General features: G+C 62.1%; 16 protein-coding genes and 2 pseudogenes. 8 read left to right on the forward strand and 10 right to left on the reverse strand.

Annotated features, from left to right (window positions below; genetic code table 11):
* Positions 1-130: 130 nt before the first annotated feature.
* The 5 genes from GGD53_RS01030 to GGD53_RS01050 form a co-directional block, all read right to left on the reverse strand.
* On the reverse strand, positions 131-1390 hold the full coding sequence (locus GGD53_RS01030; RefSeq protein WP_184452835.1) for an ABC transporter substrate-binding protein: 1260 nt from the start codon (positions 1388-1390) through the stop codon (positions 131-133).
* A 98-nt stretch (positions 1391-1488) separates the two neighbouring features.
* A complete protein-coding gene (locus tag GGD53_RS01035; protein WP_184452837.1) occupies positions 1489-2997 on the reverse strand; it encodes an aldehyde dehydrogenase family protein in 1509 nt (502 codons plus the stop codon).
* Complete coding sequence (locus tag GGD53_RS01040) at positions 2997-3776, reverse strand: enoyl-CoA hydratase/isomerase family protein (protein WP_184452839.1); 780 nt, start codon at positions 3774-3776, stop codon at positions 2997-2999. Before GGD53_RS01040 ends, GGD53_RS01035 begins: the two co-directional genes overlap by 1 nt.
* Positions 3769-5382 carry an acyl CoA:acetate/3-ketoacid CoA transferase gene (locus tag GGD53_RS01045; protein ID WP_184452841.1) on the reverse strand — a complete coding sequence of 538 codons (1614 nt, stop codon included), beginning with the start codon at positions 5380-5382 and terminating at the stop codon, positions 3769-3771. The genes GGD53_RS01040 and GGD53_RS01045 overlap by 8 nt, the downstream gene beginning before the upstream one ends.
* Before the next feature lie 28 nt (positions 5383-5410).
* Positions 5411-6460, reverse strand: a complete 1050-nt coding sequence (locus GGD53_RS01050; protein WP_184452843.1) for a substrate-binding domain-containing protein — start codon at positions 6458-6460, stop codon at positions 5411-5413.
* A gap of 391 nt (positions 6461-6851) precedes the next feature.
* Here GGD53_RS01050 and GGD53_RS01055 point away from each other — a divergent pair, with 391 nt between their 5' ends.
* Both GGD53_RS01055 and GGD53_RS01060 read left to right on the forward strand, forming a co-directional pair.
* A complete protein-coding gene (locus GGD53_RS01055; protein WP_184452845.1) occupies positions 6852-8384 on the forward strand; it encodes a PAS-domain containing protein in 1533 nt (510 codons plus the stop codon).
* A gap of 118 nt (positions 8385-8502) precedes the next feature.
* Complete coding sequence (locus GGD53_RS01060) at positions 8503-9126, forward strand: carboxymuconolactone decarboxylase family protein (RefSeq protein ID WP_184452847.1); 624 nt, start codon at positions 8503-8505, stop codon at positions 9124-9126.
* A gap of 33 nt (positions 9127-9159) precedes the next feature.
* On the opposite strand, the gene GGD53_RS01065 is transcribed toward GGD53_RS01060, so the two are convergent.
* Complete coding sequence (locus GGD53_RS01065; RefSeq protein ID WP_184453487.1) at positions 9160-10134, reverse strand: alpha/beta hydrolase; 975 nt, start codon at positions 10132-10134, stop codon at positions 9160-9162.
* Positions 10135-10486: 352 nt separating this feature from the next.
* Between GGD53_RS01065 and GGD53_RS01070 the strand changes: the two genes are divergently transcribed.
* On the forward strand, positions 10487-11050 hold the full coding sequence (locus GGD53_RS01070; protein ID WP_184452849.1) for a nucleoside 2-deoxyribosyltransferase: 564 nt from the start codon (positions 10487-10489) through the stop codon (positions 11048-11050).
* Between the two features lie 12 nt (positions 11051-11062).
* Here the strand turns inward: GGD53_RS01070 and GGD53_RS01075 are convergent.
* Positions 11063-11878, reverse strand: a pseudogene (locus GGD53_RS01075) (LysR family transcriptional regulator); the annotation flags it as partial.
* On the opposite strand from GGD53_RS01075, the pseudogene GGD53_RS01080 reads away from it, so the two are divergent.
* The 3 genes and pseudogenes from GGD53_RS01080 to GGD53_RS01090 form a co-directional block, all read left to right on the forward strand.
* A pseudogene (locus GGD53_RS01080) lies at positions 11873-12574 on the forward strand (SDR family NAD(P)-dependent oxidoreductase); the annotation flags it as partial. The pseudogenes GGD53_RS01075 and GGD53_RS01080 overlap by 6 nt on opposite strands.
* A gap of 154 nt (positions 12575-12728) precedes the next feature.
* The gene (locus GGD53_RS01085) at positions 12729-13733 is read left to right on the forward strand and encodes a ketopantoate reductase family protein (RefSeq protein ID WP_184452851.1); all 1005 of its coding nucleotides are present in this window, start codon (positions 12729-12731) and stop codon (positions 13731-13733) included.
* Between the two features lie 85 nt (positions 13734-13818).
* Complete coding sequence (locus GGD53_RS01090; protein WP_064801929.1) at positions 13819-14130, forward strand: DUF1883 domain-containing protein; 312 nt, start codon at positions 13819-13821, stop codon at positions 14128-14130.
* 12 nt (positions 14131-14142) lie between these two features.
* On the opposite strand, the gene GGD53_RS01095 is transcribed toward GGD53_RS01090, so the two are convergent.
* Both GGD53_RS01095 and GGD53_RS01100 read right to left on the reverse strand, forming a co-directional pair.
* The gene (locus GGD53_RS01095; protein WP_184452853.1) at positions 14143-15459 is read right to left on the reverse strand and encodes a replication-associated recombination protein A; all 1317 of its coding nucleotides are present in this window, start codon (positions 15457-15459) and stop codon (positions 14143-14145) included.
* Positions 15456-16859, reverse strand: a complete 1404-nt coding sequence (locus GGD53_RS01100) for a DegQ family serine endoprotease (protein ID WP_184452855.1) — start codon at positions 16857-16859, stop codon at positions 15456-15458. The genes GGD53_RS01095 and GGD53_RS01100 overlap by 4 nt, the downstream gene beginning before the upstream one ends.
* A gap of 133 nt (positions 16860-16992) precedes the next feature.
* Between GGD53_RS01100 and GGD53_RS01105 the strand changes: the two genes are divergently transcribed.
* Together GGD53_RS01105 and GGD53_RS01110 are read left to right on the forward strand one after the other, a co-directional pair.
* Positions 16993-17373, forward strand: a complete 381-nt coding sequence (locus GGD53_RS01105) for a YkvA family protein (RefSeq protein WP_184452857.1) — start codon at positions 16993-16995, stop codon at positions 17371-17373.
* A 19-nt stretch (positions 17374-17392) separates the two neighbouring features.
* The gene (locus GGD53_RS01110) at positions 17393-17743 is read left to right on the forward strand and encodes a lysozyme inhibitor LprI family protein (protein WP_086005019.1); all 351 of its coding nucleotides are present in this window, start codon (positions 17393-17395) and stop codon (positions 17741-17743) included.
* A 56-nt stretch (positions 17744-17799) separates the two neighbouring features.
* On the opposite strand, the gene ilvD is transcribed toward GGD53_RS01110, so the two are convergent.
* Positions 17800-19638, reverse strand: coding sequence for a dihydroxy-acid dehydratase (ilvD, locus tag GGD53_RS01115; protein WP_184452859.1), 1839 nt, complete (start codon positions 19636-19638; stop codon positions 17800-17802).
* Positions 19639-19669 lie beyond the last annotated feature (31 nt).

A 19669-nucleotide genomic window follows, 5' to 3' on the forward strand; every position in this document is an offset into this window, starting at 1 on the left:
ATCTCCTCCCTGCATGTCGTCATGGGGGGCTGGCTCGCATGCCTGTCCCCGCATGATCGCCCCTGCATCTCCGTCAGGGGCTGAAGCTTCCCCGCGATGACGCGGGGAAGCCTTGTTCTCGGCAGCGGTCTCAGCGGGCGTCGTCGATCGCCTGGACGAGCTGGGTGACGGCTTCGTCGGAGCTCTTGATCTGGCCGTGGACGAACTTCGAGACGACGTCCTTATAGGCATTGGCGATCGCCGGAGGCGCGCCGTAACCCTGGGCGAGCGAACCGAACAGCGTGCCGCCCTCGTTGGCGGCCTTCAGATCGGCGATGCCCTTCTTGCCGCAGGCGTCGAAGTCGGTGTCGGGAACGTCGGTGCGGGCGGGAACCGAACCCTTGACGACGTTGAAGGCCGACTGGAAGCTCTTCGACAGCGTCGCCGTCGCCAGCGCCACCTGCGCGGCCTTGCGGTCGTCGGGAACGTTGAACATGCCGAACATGTCGGAGTTGTAGATGACGCTGCCTTCGGTTCCGGGGAAGCGGTAGCAGAGGAAGTCTTTATCCGGTGTCTTCTTGGCGGCGACGAATTCGCCCTTGGCCCAGTCGCCCATCACCTGCACCAGCGCATCACCCTTGATGACCATGGCGGTCGCCAGGTTCCAGTCGCGGCCGGAGAAGTTCGGGTCGACATATTTGACGATCTTCGCAAGGTTGTCGAACGACTTCTTCATCGTGTCCGACTTCAGCGACGCCTCATCGAGATCGTTGAAGGCCTTCTTGTAGAACTCCGGTCCGCCGGTCGACAGCACGATCGAATCGAACATCGTCGCTTCCTGCCAGTTCTGGCCGCCGAGCGCCAAGGGGATGACGCCTGCGGCCTTGGCTTTGTCGAGGAGCGCAATCAGATCGTCGAAGCTCTTCGGCTGGCTGCCGCCGATCTTGTCCATCACCGCCTTGTTGATCCACAGCCAGTTGACCGAATGGACGTTGACCGGGGCTGCGACCCACTTGCCGTCATAGACGGAGAACTTCTGCAGTGCGGCCGGCACCGACTTGTCCCAGCCTTCCTTCTTGGCGGTCTCGGTCAGGTCGCCCATGACGCCCGCCTGGGCATAATCGAGCACGGTGTAACCGAGCATCTGCGAGGCCGTCGGATAGGTACCGGCCGCCACCATCGCCTTCAGCGCCGTCATCGCCGCATCACCGCCGCCGCCGGCAACCGGGACGTCCTTCCAGGCAAAGCCTTCCTTCGACAGATCCTCCTTCAGGACGTTCAAAGCCGCTGCCTCGCCGCCCGACGTCCACCAGTGCAGCATCTGCACTTCCTTGACGTCAGCAGCCTGCGCCGCACCCAAACCAGCCAGCATCACGACAGCGACCGCTGCCGAGCTCATGAACTTATTCATCGAAGAACCTCCCAGTTCCCGTTTGGAGATGCGGGACCATTCCCGCACCCGATCACCCGCCCTCCTCAGGCGTAGTTTCGTCGCCGGCGAAGCCAGCCTCAGGTTCGCGGCATCCACCAGTTGGTGCGCTTGCCGATATGCATGTTCAGCGTCTTGGTCTCCGTATAATCCTCGACCGCGTGGCGGCCGAGCTCCCGGCCAAGGCCGCTCTGCTTGTAGCCGCCGAAGGGCAGTTCCGAGGCGCCGTCCATAAAGGTGTTCATCCAGACCGTGCCCGCCCGCACCGATCGGCCGATGGTCAGGCAGGTATCGAAATCGCGGCTCCAGACACCGGCCGACAGGCCGTAGTCGATGGAATTGGCAATCCGGATCGCTTCGGCAGTCGTTTCGAATGTCAGGACCGACAGGACAGGGCCAAAGACTTCCTCGCGCGCCACCGCCATGTCAGGCGTGACAGCTTCGAGGATCGTCGGCGACATGAACTGCCCCATGCCGAGGTCGAGCTTCTCACCGCCATGGGCAATCCGGGCGCCGCTGCTCCTGGCGCCGGCGACATAGCCCGAGATCTTCTCCAGATGCTGCGGTGTGATGATCGCGCCGACTTGCGTCGAAGAATCGAGCGGGTCACCGACCTTCACATTCTTCGATAGTTCCGCAATCCGTTTGACGACGTCGGCAGCGATCGATTTGTGCAGGACCAGCCGTGAGCCGGCATTGCAGCACTCGCCGGCATTGAAATAGGCACCGAAGACCGCAGCGTCGATGAAGGCGTCGAGATCGGCATCCGGGAATACGATCTGCGGGTTCTTGCCGCCGAGTTCCAGCGAGACCTTCTTCAGCGTCTGCGCCGCATTCGACATCGTCAGTTTTCCGACACCGGTCGAGCCGGTGAAGGAGACCATATCGACGTCGGGATGGGACGTCATGACCGCGCCGACCTCAGGTCCCGTACCAGTGACAATGTTGACGACGCCCTCCGGCACGCCTGCTTCCTGCAGGATTTCACCGAGCGCGAGCGTCGATCCCGATGTCAGTTCCGAGGGTTTGACGACGGTGGTGCAGCCTGCGGCCAGGGCGAAGGGCAGTTTCTGGCCGACGATCAGGAACGGGAAATTCCAGGGCGTGATGATCGACACCACCCCGATCGCCTCGCGCAGGACGACGCCGAGCGTGCCGTCGCCAAGCGTGTTGTAGCTTTCGCCGTGGAGGTCACGGGCAAGGGCCGCCGCGTACCGCCATATGTCGACGGAGCCGACGATTTCACCCCGCACCTGCGTAATCGGCTTTCCTGCCTCGATCGCATCGAGGAATGCGAGCTCTTCGGCACGTGCGGCGATCAGATCAGCAGCCTTGAGCAGGATGGCGGACCGTTCGGAAGCCGTCATCCGCGGCCACGGCCCGAGGTCGAAGGCCTTGCGGGCGGCCGCGATGGCGCGCTCGGCATCGCTCCTGCTGCCGGTCGGGAAACGGCTGACCACGACTCCATGGCTTGGAGCGACACGCTCGATCGGATCGGCGGCACCGGCCTCCCATCTGCCGTCGATGAGCATCCTGAAATCACGCGCTTTGTGGTTGCTCAGTGCGGTGGGGTTGACGAGGACCGTCATTACCATTCTCCCTTGAATGTTGCCGGGCGCTTCTCGCTGAACGACGCGACGCCTTCCTTCAGATCGCCAGTCTTGGCGGCGAGGATCGAGCCCAGGGCTTCGACCGCGGTTCCATTGTCTTCACCGTTCGCGGATGCAATCATCAACTTTGCGATCTCGATGGCCGCGGGACCCCTTGCAGCGATCCGTTCAGCATAGTCTCTGGCGGCCGCCAGCGCGTTTCCCGTTGGAACCACCGCGTCGACGACCCCGAGCAGACGCGCCTCCTCAGCGGTAAAAATATCGCCGCCGAGCGCCATGCGCCGGACGACCTGCGCGCCAAACCGGCGCACGAGACGCTGGGTGCCGGACCAGCCCGGCACCATTCCGAGGCCGGTCTCCGGCAGGCCAATCTTGATGTGTTCCTCTGCGAGGCGAATGTCGGCAACGCCGGCCAGTTCGAGCCCGCCTCCCAGCGCGTGGCCATTGAGGGCCGCGACCAGCGGCATCCTGAGCGTCGCCAGTCTTTCGAAGATGCGATGACCGTGGCGAACCCAGGCGTGACCGAACTCCTGAGGCTGCATTCCGCCCCAGGCCTTGATATCGCCTCCGGCGGAAAAGCCTTTCCCTTCGCCGGTGAGAACGGCAGCGCGCACATTCGGGTTCGCCTCCACCGCGTCGGCCGCCTCCGCCAAGGCTTTCAGCATATCGAGATCGAGCGCGTTCAACTTCTCCGGACGAGACATCGTCAGCGTTGCCACGTGACCTTCGATATCGATCTTGACTGTTCCGCTAGCCATTGAAGGTGCCCTCCAATGTCCGCGCCCTCTTTGCCGGAAGCGAGAGGCCGATCTCAGCCTCCCGGAACAGTGCGGCGTCCATCACCTTCAGGTCGGGCGCGACGATCAGCCGGAATTCGGACTGCTCGAGGATTTGGGTTTGCAGATCGACGCCGGGCGCGATCTCGGTCAACACGATGCCCTCAGGCGTCAGCTTCATGACGCACCGCTCGGTGACATAGGTGATGTCCTGACCCTGCTCGATTGCGCGCCTGCCGCTGAAGGTGACGTGTTCGACCTCGTTCACCAGCTTCTTCAGCTTGCCTTCCTTCTCGATGAGAAGCGTCCCGTCGGCGATCGAAAGCTTCGCTCCGGCGTTGAACATGCCGGAGAAGACGATCTTCTTCGCCCGCGCCGTGATGTCGACGAAGCCTCCGGCGCCGGCCGTGACATGGGGCCGGAACGACAGCTTCGAGACGTTGACCGATCCGTCCTTGCCGATTTCGAGGAAGGACAAGAGCGACGCATCAAAACCAGCGCCCTGGAAATAGGTGAACTGATAGGGAGACGGCATATAGGCGTCGGCGTTGGAGGCACAACCGAAGGCGAAGTCGAGCAGCGGCACACCGCCGACCGCGCCCTGCTCGATGACCCATGTGACGGCGCCGTGCAGCCCCTCCTCCAGCAGGATCCGCGGTACGTTGGCCGAGATGCCAAAGCCAAGATTGACGCAGCTTCCGATCTCAAGCTCCTGCGCGACACGGCGTGCGATGACCTTCTGGACATTGAATTCCGGAACGCGGAAGCTATCGAGCGGCCGGAAGATCTCTCCCGAAATGGCGGGATCATAACCCGTCTGCGTCGTCTGCTTCTGATCGGGATCGACGATCACATAGTCGACCAGCATTCCCGGCACCCGGACGTCATGCGGTTTCAGCGAGCCTTCCGTGGTGATCCGCTTGACCTGCGCGATGACGATGCCGCCATTGTTGCGGGCGGCAAGCGCCTGATCGAGGCCGCCGAGATAGGCGCCTTCATGTTCATAGGTGAGGTTGCCGCGTTCATCGGCGGTGGTGGCCCGAATGATGGCGACCTGCGGGACGATCGAGGGGAAGAACAGCCAGTCGTCGCCCTCAAAGCTGACCCGCTTGACCACCGGATCGTCCGAAGCGAGAGCGTTCATCGCGCAGCCCTGCCGCTGCGGATCGACGAAGGTGTCGATGCCAACCTTGGTCAACACACCAGGTCGCTTGGCTGCGGCCTCGCGATGGATGTCGAACAATATGCCGGAGGGAATATTATAGGCCGGAATCTGGTTATCGGTGATCATCTGCCAGATCAACGGCGGCTCGGCCGATGACGGGCCCGAGGGATAGGAACCGCCGATGATGCGCTTGAGCAGACCTTTCCTCGCGATATAGTCGACGCCCTTGATGCCGCTCATATCGCCGGCAGCGATCGGGTGAAGGGTGGTAATGTGACTGGGATGACCGGTCGCATCGAAACGCTCGCCGATCGCCTTCAGCATCAGGTCGGGACAGCCGAGACCGCTCGACGACGACACCGTGACCACGGCGCCATCCGGGATCAGCGCGGCCGCTTCGGCTGGTGTGAGATGCTTCTTCATGGGCGTCACTTCGAACCCTGTTTCAATTTCACGCTCTGCCGGCCCTCGCCGGCGCGGCTGTGCCGCCGCCGCAACTTTCGCGGACGACGAGCCGAACGGCTGTCGTCACCGTCTCCGCTTCAGCCTTGCCGGCATTGATCTGCTTGAGGAGCATCTGTGCGCCGCGGCGCCCGATGCCCTGCGGATCGACCGAGACCGTCGTCAGCGCGGGAACTGCCGCCTGCGCCTCGATGACGTCGTCGAAGCCGACGACAGCGAAGTCGGCGCCAGGCTCCAGACGACGCGCACGCAATCCGTCGCAGACTCCGAAAGCGACGGCATCGTTGAAGCAGACGGCTGCAGTGGGCCGGTCGCCAATAGCGATCGCTTTTCCGATCGCCTCCACGCCGCCCGCTCGGGACGGGGCGGACGAGATCACGAGTGCCTCGTCGTATCCGAGCCCGGCCGCCTCTATTCCGCCGCGGTAACCGGCAAGGCGATCATCGAAGACAGCGGTGTCGGGAAAGCCGCCGAGAAATGCAATGCGCTTATGACCGAGACCCACCAGATGCTGAACGGCGGACATCATGCCGGCCCGGTTGTCGGAGACGATGGACGAGACCTTGGCGCCGGGCAGGTTTCGGACGACGACCACGACAGGAATGCCTGCCGCGACCAGCGGCTTGAAGTCGGCGGCATCGGTGGCGCGCGCCGGCGAGACGATCAGGCCGGAAATGCCATGTTCACGCATCGATGCGACGACCTCGCGCTGCCTGTCGATGCTCTCGCCGGTGTTCGACAGGAACTGCACGAAACCGGCCGACTGAACGACTATATCGACGCCGACCGCCAACTCCGCAAAGAAGCTGTTCGTCAGGTCGTTCACGACGACCCCGATGATCCTCGATTTGGAACCGGCCTGCCGCAGATTGGCTGCGCCGCGATTATAGACGTATCCGAGCTCGCGCATCACGGCACTGACCTTGGCACGCGTCGCCTCATTGACCAGGGAGGAGCCCTGAAGCACGAGCGACACCGTCGACTTGGAGACGTTAGCGGCCTTCGCAATGTCGATGACGGTCACCCGCGCCTTTGTCACTTCACCCTCCCGACGTCATCGTCGACCGACGCCTATTTATTTGGAACGTTCCAAATATGTCAAGAGGCATTTCGATTAAAGCTGCCCTTTTACCGACATTTCTCTCTCTACATCACGTCGCGGGCGGAGATTGTATTTTTGGAACGATTTAAATCGTGGAAACAACCCGACAGGTTTTTCCCAATATTGCGAGCTCGGGCCAGCCTGCGAAATCTCTGACGAGGATGAATCGCGGCAGATGTCGTGGATCCAATAGCCTGACGCAGAATCGCGATGCAGTTTTGCTGGAATTGCTCCCAAGGAACTCCCGCCCAGAGGCATTAGCGAAACTTTATCGTTTGTGGCTAATGCTACGGATAGGCGACGTGCCAGATCTAAAGCGGGGCCGGAAATGCCGCATTCGTTTGAAGCCATTTTGGAGAACCTGCCGCAGGGCATTGTTCTCCTTGATTCTGCCGATACGGTGACGGCTTTCAATTCCCGCGCGCTCGACATTCTCGGCCTTTCCGATGGCACTCTGCGCAGAGGAATGAATATCGACGGCCTGCCCGGCACCGCCGACTGCCGTGCAACGGCCTGTTCACGGTTGACGACCGGCAGGCCGCACACCTCGCAGTTTGCGCTGGCCGACGGACGGATGATCTCCTTAACCTGCGCCCCGTCGAGAGCGGGAGGCTGGATCCTCAGCTATGAAGACATCTCGACCCATATCCGCGTAGAAGACAATCTGACCGAACAGCATCACCGGTTCGACGCAGCTCTCAGCAATATGCCGCATGGGCTGTGCATGTTCGACGCGACGAAGAAGCTGATATTGTGCAACGCATCCTATGCACGGATGTACGATCTGCCGGATTTCCTGACCCAGCCCGGAACGTCGCTGGTGGACATCCTCGCCTATCGAAGCCGGCAGGGAAATGGTCCGGCCGATACCGCCACCTATTTTGACGTCGTCTTCGAAGCGACGGCACTCGGCGCACCGGCGAGCCAGAACATCGCGCTCACCGACGGGCGCATCATCAAAATCACCCACAATCCGATGCAGAACGGCGGGTACGTGGCGACCCACGAGGACGTCACGAAGACCGTGCGGCTTGCGGAAGCGCTGCGCCGCCATCACGATCAGCTCGAAGTTACCGTGCAAAACCGAACGGCGGAGGTCGAACGGCAGGCGCGCGAGCTTGAGCGGATGCTCGCCCAGGAGCGGAGCATCAACGAATTGCAGCGCCAGTTCGTGGCGATGGCATCACATGAATTCCGCACCCCGCTTGCAATCATCGATGCTGCCGCCCAGCGGCTGCTGCGGAAAGGGGGCGCGGTCGAGCCCGAATTTCTCAACGACAAGGTCGAACAGATCCGTGCATCGGTGAGCCGGATCGTCGATCTCATGGAGAGCATCCTGTCGGCCGGACGCCTCGATACCGGCAAGATCGATATCAGTTATGACGCCTGCGCGGTGGGAGCGTTGATCAGAACCTGCTGCGAGCGGCAGTCGGCGATCTCGAAGACGCATGGCTTCGTGCTCGACATAGACGGGTTGCCGGAATTCATCGATGCTGATCCCCGCAGCTTAAGCCAGGTCTTCACCAATCTGCTCTCGAATGCGGTGAAATACGCGCCAGGAACCTCCGAAATTCGTGTTGCGGCATGGGAGGAGACGGGCAATATCAAGGTTTCGATCAGCGACGACGGCGTGGGGATCGATGCTGAAGACGTGCCCCGGTTGTTTCAGCGCTATTTCCGCGCACGGACCTCGACCGGGATTGCCGGAACAGGTATCGGCCTCAATCTTGTGAAGCAGATCATCGAACTGCATCAAGGCTCGATAGAGGTGCGAAGTGCAAGAGGGTGCGGATCCACCTTCACCGTCACTCTTCCAATCAGGAGAGCCGTTGACGTTCTGGCGGGCAACGACGTTGCCTGATCATTCAGGCCCTCAAGTGGCGTCCCGTAAGGCCGATTGCTCGTTCCCGAACTGACGGCGCAGGATTGCTGTCCGGCATATCTACCCTATCCTTCTCGCAATAGAGGAGGACCATGCCATGGCTTTCATTCACACCCCGGATGCATCCGCCAGCGAGAGGACGACGTCGATGTACGCGTCGGCCGAGGCGAATTATGGTTATCTGCCGAATATGTATCGTGCCTTCGGCCACCGGCCGGAGGTGATGGAGAGCTGGGCGGGGCTGCTTTCGAGTATTCGCGGCCATATGAGCCTCAGGCGCTACGAACTGGTGACGCTGGCGGCGGCCAAGGAACTTAAATCCTCCTATTGCATGCTGGCGCACGGCTCGGTGCTGCTGCGCGAGGGATTTACCAGCGACGGACTGACGGCAGTTGTCAACGAGACCGAAAAGGCGCCGATCGATGCCGGCGAACGCGCGATCATGGCCTTTGCGGCCAAGGTGGCGCGCGATGCGACATCGGTCACGCAGCAGGACATAGACGGATTGAAGAAATACGGGCTGAGTGACGCCGAAATCTTCGACGTTACGGCCGCCACAGCGGCCCGGTGTTTCTTCTCGAAAATGCTGGATGCGCTCGGTGCGGCGCCCGATCACGCCTATATCGAGCGGCTGGAGCCGAATGTGCGAAAGGCGCTCAGTGTCGGCCGGGAGGTCGAGCGGCCTCTGGCGCCTTCACCCTCGGGCGGCGCATCGCAATGATGCGGTGTGGCCTGACTCCAGCTGCCGTGGCCCCTACTCTTCCGGCTTGTCGGCAAAATGCCGGATCGCAAACTCGGCAATAGTCTGGCTCGAGCGATCGGCATCATCGAGCAGCGCGGGAAACAGCTGCCACTGATGCGGCATGCCCGGCCAGACCTCGGTGGTGACATCTACTCCCTCCCGGCGCGCTTTGTCGGCAAGGCGCAGCGTGTCATCAAGCAGGGCTTCGCCGGAACCGACCTGCAGCAATAACGGCGGGAATCCGGTCATGTCGGCATAAAGCGGTGAGGCCTGAGGATCGGCTGCAGGCCGGCTGCCGAGATAGGTCTTGCGCAAGGTCTCGATCCACGCCTTGTCGACCAGCGGGTCGCTGCCCGCATTCGCCGTCATCGATCCGCCCGTCGCGGCAAGATCGGTGATCGGGCTCAGCGCAATCACGGCCGCCGGCAAGGGTTTGGCCGCCTGCTTCTGCCGCAGCACCGCCTCGAGCGCAATGTTGCCACCGGCGCCGTCTCCTGCCACGACGACGTTCTCATTGCTATAACCGTTATCGAGAAGCCAGCGATAGGCCGTCAGCGCGTCGTTGATCTGGGCGGGATAGGTATATTCCGGCATCAGCCGATAATTGATCAGAAGCACGTCGCTGGATGAGGCCTTGGCGAGCGAGCCGGCGAACAAGCCGTGCGTGCGGATGGAACCGCCGGAAAAGCCGCCGCCATGGATGTAGAGAATCACCCTTTTTCCGATCGGGTGATGAAGCCGGGCGGGCCACATCAGCTCGCCATCCACACCGTCGGCATCGACCTGCCTGACCTGGATGCGCGTCGGCCCCGGCATCGTTTCCATCAGCCTGGCGAAAGCAGCCCTGCGCTCTTGCAGGCTGTCGGCGCCGGCAAAGTGCTCCTTCCACAGGCCGAGCAGTTTTTCGACCTGGGCACGCGAGGACTGGCTTTGCGGCCCGATTTCCTCTCCCAGCGCCAGCGGTGCCGACAGGATCAGCGCGGCCAAGGCGGGAAACAGATATCCGAGCCGCTTCGGCGCTCTTCGATCAGCATTTGACAAAATCCGCCCCTTCATCAATCTCTCCCGATGATGCTGCCGATGGCCGTATCTTTGGCCGCTTCGCCCAGCGGAGTCAAAAGGGTGACGAACGCAACCTTCCGCTTTTTTCTCCAACGAGCAGGCTGATGCCGGCCGGCGCGGCAGCTGCCGGACTGCTGCGGGCTGACCGGACTATCATTGGAAGAAATCGACAATTGTTGCCGGCGCGGCTTGCCATCTGCCAGGGTTCCATCGGAAATAGGCTCCCGCCCTGCCCTTAACTCCAATGCTTCGGCTCGCGTAGGAATGAAGGATACCGATGACCACCATTTACCTTGCCGGCCCGGAAGTCTTTCTTCCCGATGCGCTGCCCATCATGGCCGAGAAACGCCGATTGGCGCGTCAGTTCGGCTTCGAACCGACCGGTCCCGGCAGCGACGAAAACCAGACGCCGATAAAGCGGACGGCTGCAGAGATCTACGCCCGCAATGACGTCGCCATGCGCAAGGCGGAAATCTGCCTCGCCAACATCACACCCTTTCGCGGCGTCAGCGCCGATCCGGGTACGGTCTACGAGATCGGCTTCATGATTGCTCTCGGCAAATCGGTCTTCGCCTATACCAACCACCCCGACGACTATGGGCTGCGCGTCCGCTCGATCTGGTATGCGGGAATGGAGATCGATGAGACGAGCGGACGTCCGCGCGGGCCTGACGGCGTCGCTATCGAAAATCACGGTATGGCTGACAATCTGATGATCGACGGAGGCGTCGAGGCGGCGGGAGGCAAGGTATTCCGTGCGACCGCTCTGCCGGCGGATCCTGCACGCGACCTGGCGGTTTATATTCAGGCGCTTCAGACGATCGCTGGCCTGCGTGGGTAGGAATTGCGCCCTTTAGTCCGCCCTGATCGCGTCGATCACCGCCCTGAAGCCCGCAGACATGTGGCGGCGGCTGGGATAGTAGAGATAGAGCGGTTCCTCCGGCTGACACCAGTCATCGAGCACCTGGATGAGTTCGCCGTCGGCAATGGCCTTTTCGACGCGAGGCTCCCAGATATAGGCAAGACCGACGCCGCCGAGCGCAGCCTTCATCATCAGTTCGTGATCGTCGAGCGACAGCGGTCCGGTCGGCTGAAAACTCAACGTTTGGCCGCCCTTCTCGAATTCCCAGGCATAAGGCGCACCGGAGGGAAACATGTTCTGGATGCAAAGATGGCGCTTGAGATCGTGAGGCGTTCGCGGCCTCGGGCGCCTCTCGAAATAGGCAGGTGAACCGACAACGACCAAGCGGATGCGCGGCTTGATGCGCAAGGCGATCATGCCTTCCGTGACACGTTCGCCGAAACGGATGCCGGCATCAAAACCTTCTTCGACGATGTCGACCAGCCGGTCGGTCGCGTTGATTTCCAGCTGTAAATTGGGATTACGCTCAATCAACGGGGCGATGACACGGCCGATGACGAAAGGACCGATCGAATTCGGCACGTTGATCCTGACCCTGCCGAAGGGCGTATCGCGGTAGCGGTTCAGCGCATCGAGCGCGGCCGCCATCTCCCCGAAAGCCGGGGCGAGATGTGAGACCAGGAGATCGCCGGCCTCCGTCAGTGAAACGCTGCGTGTCGTACGGTTGAGCAGCCGGATACCAATTCGGTCTTCCAGATTGAGCACGGCATGGCTGACGGCAGAGGCCGTGACGCCCCGCTCGTCGCCCTCGACGTCACCAACGAGACGCAGGCGAAGGAGGCTGCGGCCGCCGGCATCGCCCGCTTCAGCCGCATCGACGTTCTCGCCAACAATGCCGGCTACGGCCTGCTCGGCGCCGTCGAGGAAGCCTCAGCCGAAGAGATCGAAAGGATCTATGCCACCAATGTCTTCGGTCTCCTGAAGGTGACACGCGCCGTGCTGCCCTATATGCGTCGTCAGCGTTCCGGCCATATCCTGAATTTCTCCTCGATCGGCGGCTATTTCGGCTATCCCGGCTGGGGCGTCTACGGCTCGACAAAATTCGCCGTCGAGGGACTGTCGGAATCCATGGCCGCCGAACTCGCACCCTTCGGCATCAAGGTGACGATCGTCGAGCCCGGCTTCTTCCGTACCGACTTCCTCGCCGACAGCTCGCTGGCAATAAGCCCGGCCTCGATCGCCGATTACGAAGGCACGCCGGCCGGAAACATGCGTAATTTCGCCGCCGACGCCAATCACGCCCAGCCCGGCAACCCCGCCAAGCTCGCTGCCGGCATCATGGCGATGGTCAACTCGGCCAAACCGCCGCTGCGCATGCCGTTCGGCAGCGATACGGTCGCCATGATCGCGGCGCAGCATGCGAGTGTCGAAAAGGAGCTGGCCGTCTGGCGCGAGCTTGCCATCTCCACGGATTTTGCAAGCCAGGCAACCGCTGGGGCCTGAGCAGCCAGGACCAATGCCGCCGCCTTCGGATTTGAACATGCGGCGGCAGCACTGTGGAGATGATGCAAAGAACGCCTTGCGGCAAATTGGCATTCGCCTCTCGCTGGGGATGGCCTAGATGTAAGTCAGACCGTGACCCGTGAAGAGGCAACACATGTCCATCAAGACCATCTGTATTTATGGCGCCGGCGCCCTTGGCGGCGCCATCGCCGCCAAGCTCGCAGGCAGGGAAGATAACGACGTCGACGTCTCCGTCGTCGCGCGTGGGGCGCATCTCGATGCGATCCGCAGCCACGGTATCAGCCTGCGCGAGGCCGATGCGGAAACCCCGCTCAAGGTGCGCGTGACGGCAACCGACGATCCGAAGACATTGCCGCGGCAGGATCTCGTCATCACCGGCCTCAAGGGACATCAGCTGCCGCCTGCCGCCGAAGGGATCGCCGGTCTGCTCAAGCAAGGCACCCGCGTCGTCATGATCCTCAACGGCATTCCGTGGTGGTATTTCCATCGCGATACCAGGAGCGGACATGCGGAGCTGCAATTTGATGAGCTCGATCCCGGCGGCAGGCTGTGGCGGCTGATCGGGCCGGACCGCGTGGCTGGCTGCGTCGCCTATCAAGGTGCGGAAGTTGTCAGCCCGGGCGAGATCCGGCTTTCTCATAACGGCCGCTTCGTGCTTGGCGAGCCCTCCGGCGAAATGTCTGCCGATCTTTCGGCCATAGCAGCGGTGCTGACCGGCGCCGGCCTCAGCATTACGGCCACGGCGGACATCCGCAGTGAAATCTGGAGCAAGTTGATGGGCAACGCCGCCTTCAACCCGATCAGTGCTCTAACACGGGCGCTGATGACCGACATCATGGCGGATCCGGCGCTCATGGATATGGTCAGCAAGGTCATGAAGGAAGTGCGCGCCGTCGGCGACGCGGTCGGCGCGGATTTCGCCATGTCAGTCGAGCAGCGGCTGGAGCAATCGCGCCACATCGGCGGCGTTCGAACCTCGATGCTGCAGGATTTGATCGGCGGCAAGGCGCTCGAAATTACCCCGCTTGTGGGCATGCTGGTGGCGCTTGGACGCTTGACCGCCGTGCCGACACCGGTATCGGAGACGATCCTGGCGCTGGTGACGCAACTGGATCGGGAAAACCGGCGCGGCAACTGACAACGGCTGAAGGGGCCGATTTCCAACTTTTCGTTAACCGGCATGCTGATAAAATCTCGCCAAGTTATCAGACGCTGCGAGACCGATGCCGAAACCGAATTTCCGCTTCACCCATTACGATCTCAAGGAACAACGCGCCGGAACGATCGTCGAGGTGTCGCTGAATGCGGTGAACAATGTTCGTCTGATGACGGCGCCGAACTTCCAGCGTTTTACCGAGGTTCTCGATTTCAAATATATCGGCGGCGTGGCGCGGAAGTCGCCGGTCAAGCTCACCGTTCCGGAAAGCGGCCACTGGCACGTCGTCGTCGATATGGAAGGCCACCACGGCCTTGCCGAATCTGCCGTCAAGGTGATCGCCGCGCCACCCAATCAGAAGACGCCGCGTTCTTCCTGACATTCAGACGGGTCAGCGCGGATTGCGCTCCTTGCGAAGCTTCGCCCACCATTCCAGCCGCTTGCGGATGTCGCGTTCAAAACCGCGTTCCGGCGGATCGTAGAAGGTCTGGCGGCCCATTTTCTCCGGGAAATAATCCTGGCCGGAAAAGGCATCCGGCTCGTCATGGTCGTAGCGATAACCTTCGCCGTAGCCCTCGCCCTTCATCAGCTTGGTCGGCGCATTGAGGATATGTTTGGGCGGCAACAGCGAGCCGTTCTGCTTCGCGGCCTGGCTTGCCGCCTTGAAGGCCGTATAGACGGCATTCGATTTCGGAGCAGTGGCGAGATAGACGCAGGCCTGGGCGAGCGCGAGCTCCCCCTCCGGCGATCCGAGATAGTCATAGGCGTCTTTGGCGGCGTTGCAGATCACCAGTGCCTGCGGATCGGCAAGGCCGATATCCTCCACCGCCATGCGCACCAGACGCCGGCCGAGATAGAGCGGATCCTCGCCGGCATCGAACATGCGGGCGAGATAATAGAGCGCAGCATCCGGATCCGAGCCGCGCACCGACTTATGCAGCGCCGAAATCAGATTGTAATGGCCATCCTGCGCCTTGTCGTAGACCGGGGCACGGCGCTGGACGATACGCGTCAGGCCTTCAGTGTCGAAACTCTCCCCCTCGCGCGCCGCGCGCCAGACCTCTTCGGCAAGCGTCAGCACCGCGCGGCCGTCACCATCGGCCATGCGGATCAGGCTGGCGCGGGCCTCCCCGGTTAGGGGCAGCGGCCTCTGCTCGATCGCCTCGGCGCGCGTCAGCAATTCCTCCAGGCTCTCCTCGTCGTGTGACTTGAAGGTGAGGACGCGGGCGCGCGACAACAGAGCGGCGTTGAGCTCGAAGGAGGGATTTTCGGTAGTGGCGCCGACGAGGATGACGGTGCCGTCCTCCATAACCGGCAGGAAACTGTCCTGCTGGGCGCGGTTGAAACGATGGATCTCATCGACGAACAGCAGCGTCTGGCGGCCGTCCATGCGGCGCATGCGAGCCGCCTCGAACACTTTCTTCAGATCGGCGACGCCGGAAAAGATCGCCGATATCTGCTCGAAGGCCAGCCCCGCTTCACCGGAAAGCAGCCGCGCCACCGTCGTTTTGCCGGTGCCTGGCGGACCCCAGAAGATCATCGATCCGAGCGAACCACTTTCGATCATCCTCTTCAGCACGCCATCCTCACCGGTCAGATGTTCCTGACCGGTGACATCGGCAAGCGTCTTCGGCCGCAACCGGTCCGCAAGCGGCCGCCTGGCGGCAACCTCTTCCGGAACACGCGGCGCGAAGAGATCATTGCTCATCGGAAAAACTGCCTGATCCGCTGGCCGTCGCGCTCGATCTCGACCCGCCACAGGCCGGGGTCGCTATCGGCGATCTCAGAGAGCTCTTTGGTCGATTTCACGTCCGTCCCGTTGATCGAAACGATGATATCCTTGGGCTCAAATCCAAGGCGGGCTGCCGGCGAATCCTCCTTGACATCCGCAACGACGACGCCCGCCGATTCCGAGGGCATACGCAATTCGTCTGCGACACGCGGCGACAGGTTTTCGACGACGGCGCCGGTAAAGGGTGTGCGCCCGCCGATGACGCGCTGGTCGCGCGGCGAGGTTTCCGGCGCGCGATCCAGCGCCAGCGATAACTGCTCCTCGCGGCCGTTGTCCATGACGGTAAGATTGACCGATCTGCCAAGGCCAGCTGTCGTCAGGCGATAGAGCAATGCGTCCGGATGCTCGACGGAGATGCCGTTGACCGACGTGACGATCTGACCGGCCTTCAGCCCGGCCTTGGCCGCCGGGCTGCCTTCCGAAACCTTGACGACGAGTGCGCCGCGCACCTTGTTGAGTCCAAGGGCTTCGGCGACTTCCGACGTCACCGCATCGAAGCTCGCGCCGACATAGGGCCGCTCGAAGGATTTGACGCCGGCATCGGCGGAAGCGAGGAAGACCTTGACGAGATTAGCGGGAATAGCGAAGCCGATGCCGTTCGAGCCGCCGCCGCGCGAGAAGATCGCCGTATTGATGCCGATCAGTTCGCCCTTCATGTTCATCAGCGCGCCGCCGGAATTGCCGGGATTGATCGACGCGTCGGTCTGGATGAAGAAGCCGAACTCGTTCTTGACCACCTGATTGCGGGCAAGCGCAGAGACGATGCCGCTCGTCACCGTCTGGCCGACACCGAAGGGATTGCCGATCGCCAGTACGAGATCGCCGACCTCGACGGTATCGGAATTGCCGATCGGCAGCGTCGGGAAGCTCTCCTTGGTGTCGATCTTCAGCACGGCGAGGTCGACGCGGTCGTCGCGCAGCACCACCTTGCAGGGGAATTCGCGGCCATCCGGCAGCGCCACCTTGATGTCGTCGGCGCCTTCGACGACGTGGTTATTGGTGACGACGGTGCCGTTCGCCTCGACGATGACGCCGGAACCGAGCGAGGACTGCTTTTCGGATCGATTCGGCATCTGCTGGCCGAAAAACTGCTCGAAGAAGGGATCGCCCGCAAAGGGCGACTGACGCTGGATGATCTTTTCCGCATAGACGTTGACGACTGCGCCCGACGTCTGCTTGACGAGCGGCGCGAAGGAGAGCTGCATCTGCATCTGGCTCTCAGGCACCGTCTTTGCCGTCTGCGCCTGGGCTGCAGCCGGCAGAACGAGCATGAGAGCGAACAGCGAAACGGAGGCGCGCTTGAACAGGCCTTTCATGGGTATCCCTTTTGAATCCTCTTGAGCAACGTTGTAGCGTCCGACGCTAGAAAGGAAAGAGGGCGGAAGCATGGAAGAATAAGGCAAGGGAATGCCTTGAAGTCGCTGCGAATTTGATTCAGGAAAATCAGCCATGGAACTGATATCAAAAGCCAAAATCTGGGCAAAGTCACTGAGGCGTGACATCGTTGCGCTGTGGCTTGCCGCCCGCGATCCTCGCGTGCCCTGGTATGCGAAAGCGGTCGCCGGCGCTGTCGCAGCCTATGCGCTTTCGCCGATCGATCTGATCCCCGATTTCATCCCTGTGCTCGGCTATCTCGACGATCTCGTCATCGTGCCGCTCGGCATCCTGCTGGCGACGCGACTTGTGCCGGCAGAGGTGATGGCTGCGCTTCGCGAGGAGGCCTCAAGGCGGATTGAGCGCCCCTCCGGCCGGGCAGGATTGATCTTCATCCTTGTCGTCTGGCTCGCCTGCATCATCTTTCTGGCTCTGGCAGTGCGCAAGCTGATTTGATCGGCAGTAAAGGAAGATGATGATGACATGGCGAATGTCGGCCGCGCTCGGTTTGGCGATCCTGATTTTCCCATCGGATCCGGCATGGTCGGCGAGCTTCGATTGTGATGCGAAGGAATTGAAGCCGGACGAAAAGGCGATCTGCGACAACCGCGCCCTCAACGATGCCGACGTCAAGATGGTAACGACCTTCGAGCTGCTCTCCGGGCTGCTGGCCATGGGCTCGCGCGGAACATTGCAGGACGAGCAGACCGCCTGGCTGAAGAAGCGACAGGAATGCGGGGCCGACGCGGCCTGTATCAAGGCTGCCTATGACGAGCGGATGAAGCAGCTCGGCGAGACCTACAAAAACATCAACCGGCCGCTTTGACAGCGGCCGGCTTGGTAGAGCAGCTGACACTTAATCAGCGGGTCATAGATTCGAGACTAGCGAGCGTTCAGATCCCGCACGGCGCCGCGATCGGCGCTCGTCGCGAAGGCAGCGTAAGCCTTCAGCGCGGTGGTGACGTTGCGCTTGCGAACCTCGGTCGGCTGCCAGCCCTTGCTGTCCTGCTCGGCGCGGCGGGCGGCGAGTTCGGCCTCGCCGACGCGCAGGCTGATCGTGCGGTTCGGGATATCGATATCGATCATGTCGCCTTCGCGAACCAGCCCGATCGTGCCGCCATTCGCCGCTTCCGGCGAGACATGGCCGATCGAGAGACCCGAGGTACCGCCGGAGAAGCGGCCGTCGGTGATGAGTGCGCAGGCCTTGCCGAGGCCTTTCGACTTCAGGTAGCTTGTGGGATAGAGCATTTCCTGCATGCCGGGACCGCCCTTCGGGCCTTCGTAGCGGATGACGACGACGTCGCCGGCCTTGATCTCGTTGGCGAGGATCGCCTTGACCGACGCATCCTGACTTTCGAAGACGCGGGCCGGGCCAGAGAATTTCAGGATCGATTCATCGACGCCGGCCGTCTTGACGATGCAGCCGTCGACCGCGAGATTACCTTTCAGCACGGCAAGACCGCCATCCTTGGAGAAGGGATGTTCGACTGAGCGGATGACGCCGTTCTGGCGATCGGTGTCGAGCTCGTCCCAACGAGCTTCCTGGCTGAAGGCAACCTGGGTCGGGATGCCGCCGGGAGCGGCGCGATAGAAGTTGCGGACGGTGTCGCTCGTGGTGCGGGTGATGTCCCAGCGGTCGATCGCGTCGCCGAGCGTCTCGGCATGGACGGTCGGGCAATCGCGGTTCAGCAGGCCGCCCTTGTCGAGCTCGCCGAGGATCGACATGATGCCGCCGGCGCGGTGGACATCTTCCATATGCACGTCGCTCTTAGCGGGTGCGACCTTCGACAGACACGGCACCCGGCGCGACAGCGCATCAATATCGGCCATCGTGAAGTCAACCTCACCTTCATGGGCGGCGGCCAGGATGTGCAGGACCGTGTTGGTCGAACCGCCCATGGCGATATCGAGCGCCATGGCATTCTCGAAGGCCTGCTTGGAGGCGATGGTGCGCGGCAGCGCCTTGACGTCGTCCTGCTCGTAATAGCGGCGGGCGAGATCGACGATCAGGTGGCCAGCCTCGACGAAGAGGCGCTTACGATCGGCATGGGTGGCAAGCGTCGAGCCGTTGCCGGGCAGCGACAGGCCAAGCGCCTCCGTCAGGCAATTCATGGAGTTTGCGGTGAACATGCCGGAGCACGAACCGCAGGTCGGACAGGCTGAACGCTCGATGACCTTGACGTCGTCATCGGAGATCTTGTCATCGGCAGCCGCGACCATGGCATCGACGAGGTCAAGCGCGTGTTGCTTGCCGTGCAGCACGACCTTGCCCGCTTCCATCGGACCGCCGGAAACGAAGACAGTGGGGATGTTGAGGCGCAGCGAGGCCATCAGCATGCCGGGGGTGATCTTATCGCAGTTGGAAATGCAGACCATGGCGTCGGCGCAATGGGCATTGACCATGTATTCGACACTGTCGGCGATCAACTCGCGCGAAGGCAGCGAATAGAGCATGCCGTCATGGCCCATTGCGATGCCGTCGTCGACAGCAATCGTGTTGAATTCCTTGGCGACGCCGCCGGCCGCCTCGATTTCGCGAGCGACGAGCTGACCGAGATCCTTCAGATGCACGTGGCCCGGCACGAACTGGGTGAAAGAATTCACCACCGCGATGATCGGCTTGCCAAAATCCGAATCCTTCATGCCCGTGGCGCGCCAAAGGCCGCGCGCGCCCGCCATGTTGCGGCCGTGGGTCGTGGTTCTGGAACGGTAAGCTGGCATCGGTGTCTTCCTCGACATGTCGGAAACATCA

The organism is Rhizobium aethiopicum (assembly GCF_014197535.1).
GTDB classification, from domain to species: domain Bacteria; phylum Pseudomonadota; class Alphaproteobacteria; order Rhizobiales; family Rhizobiaceae; genus Rhizobium; species Rhizobium aethiopicum_A.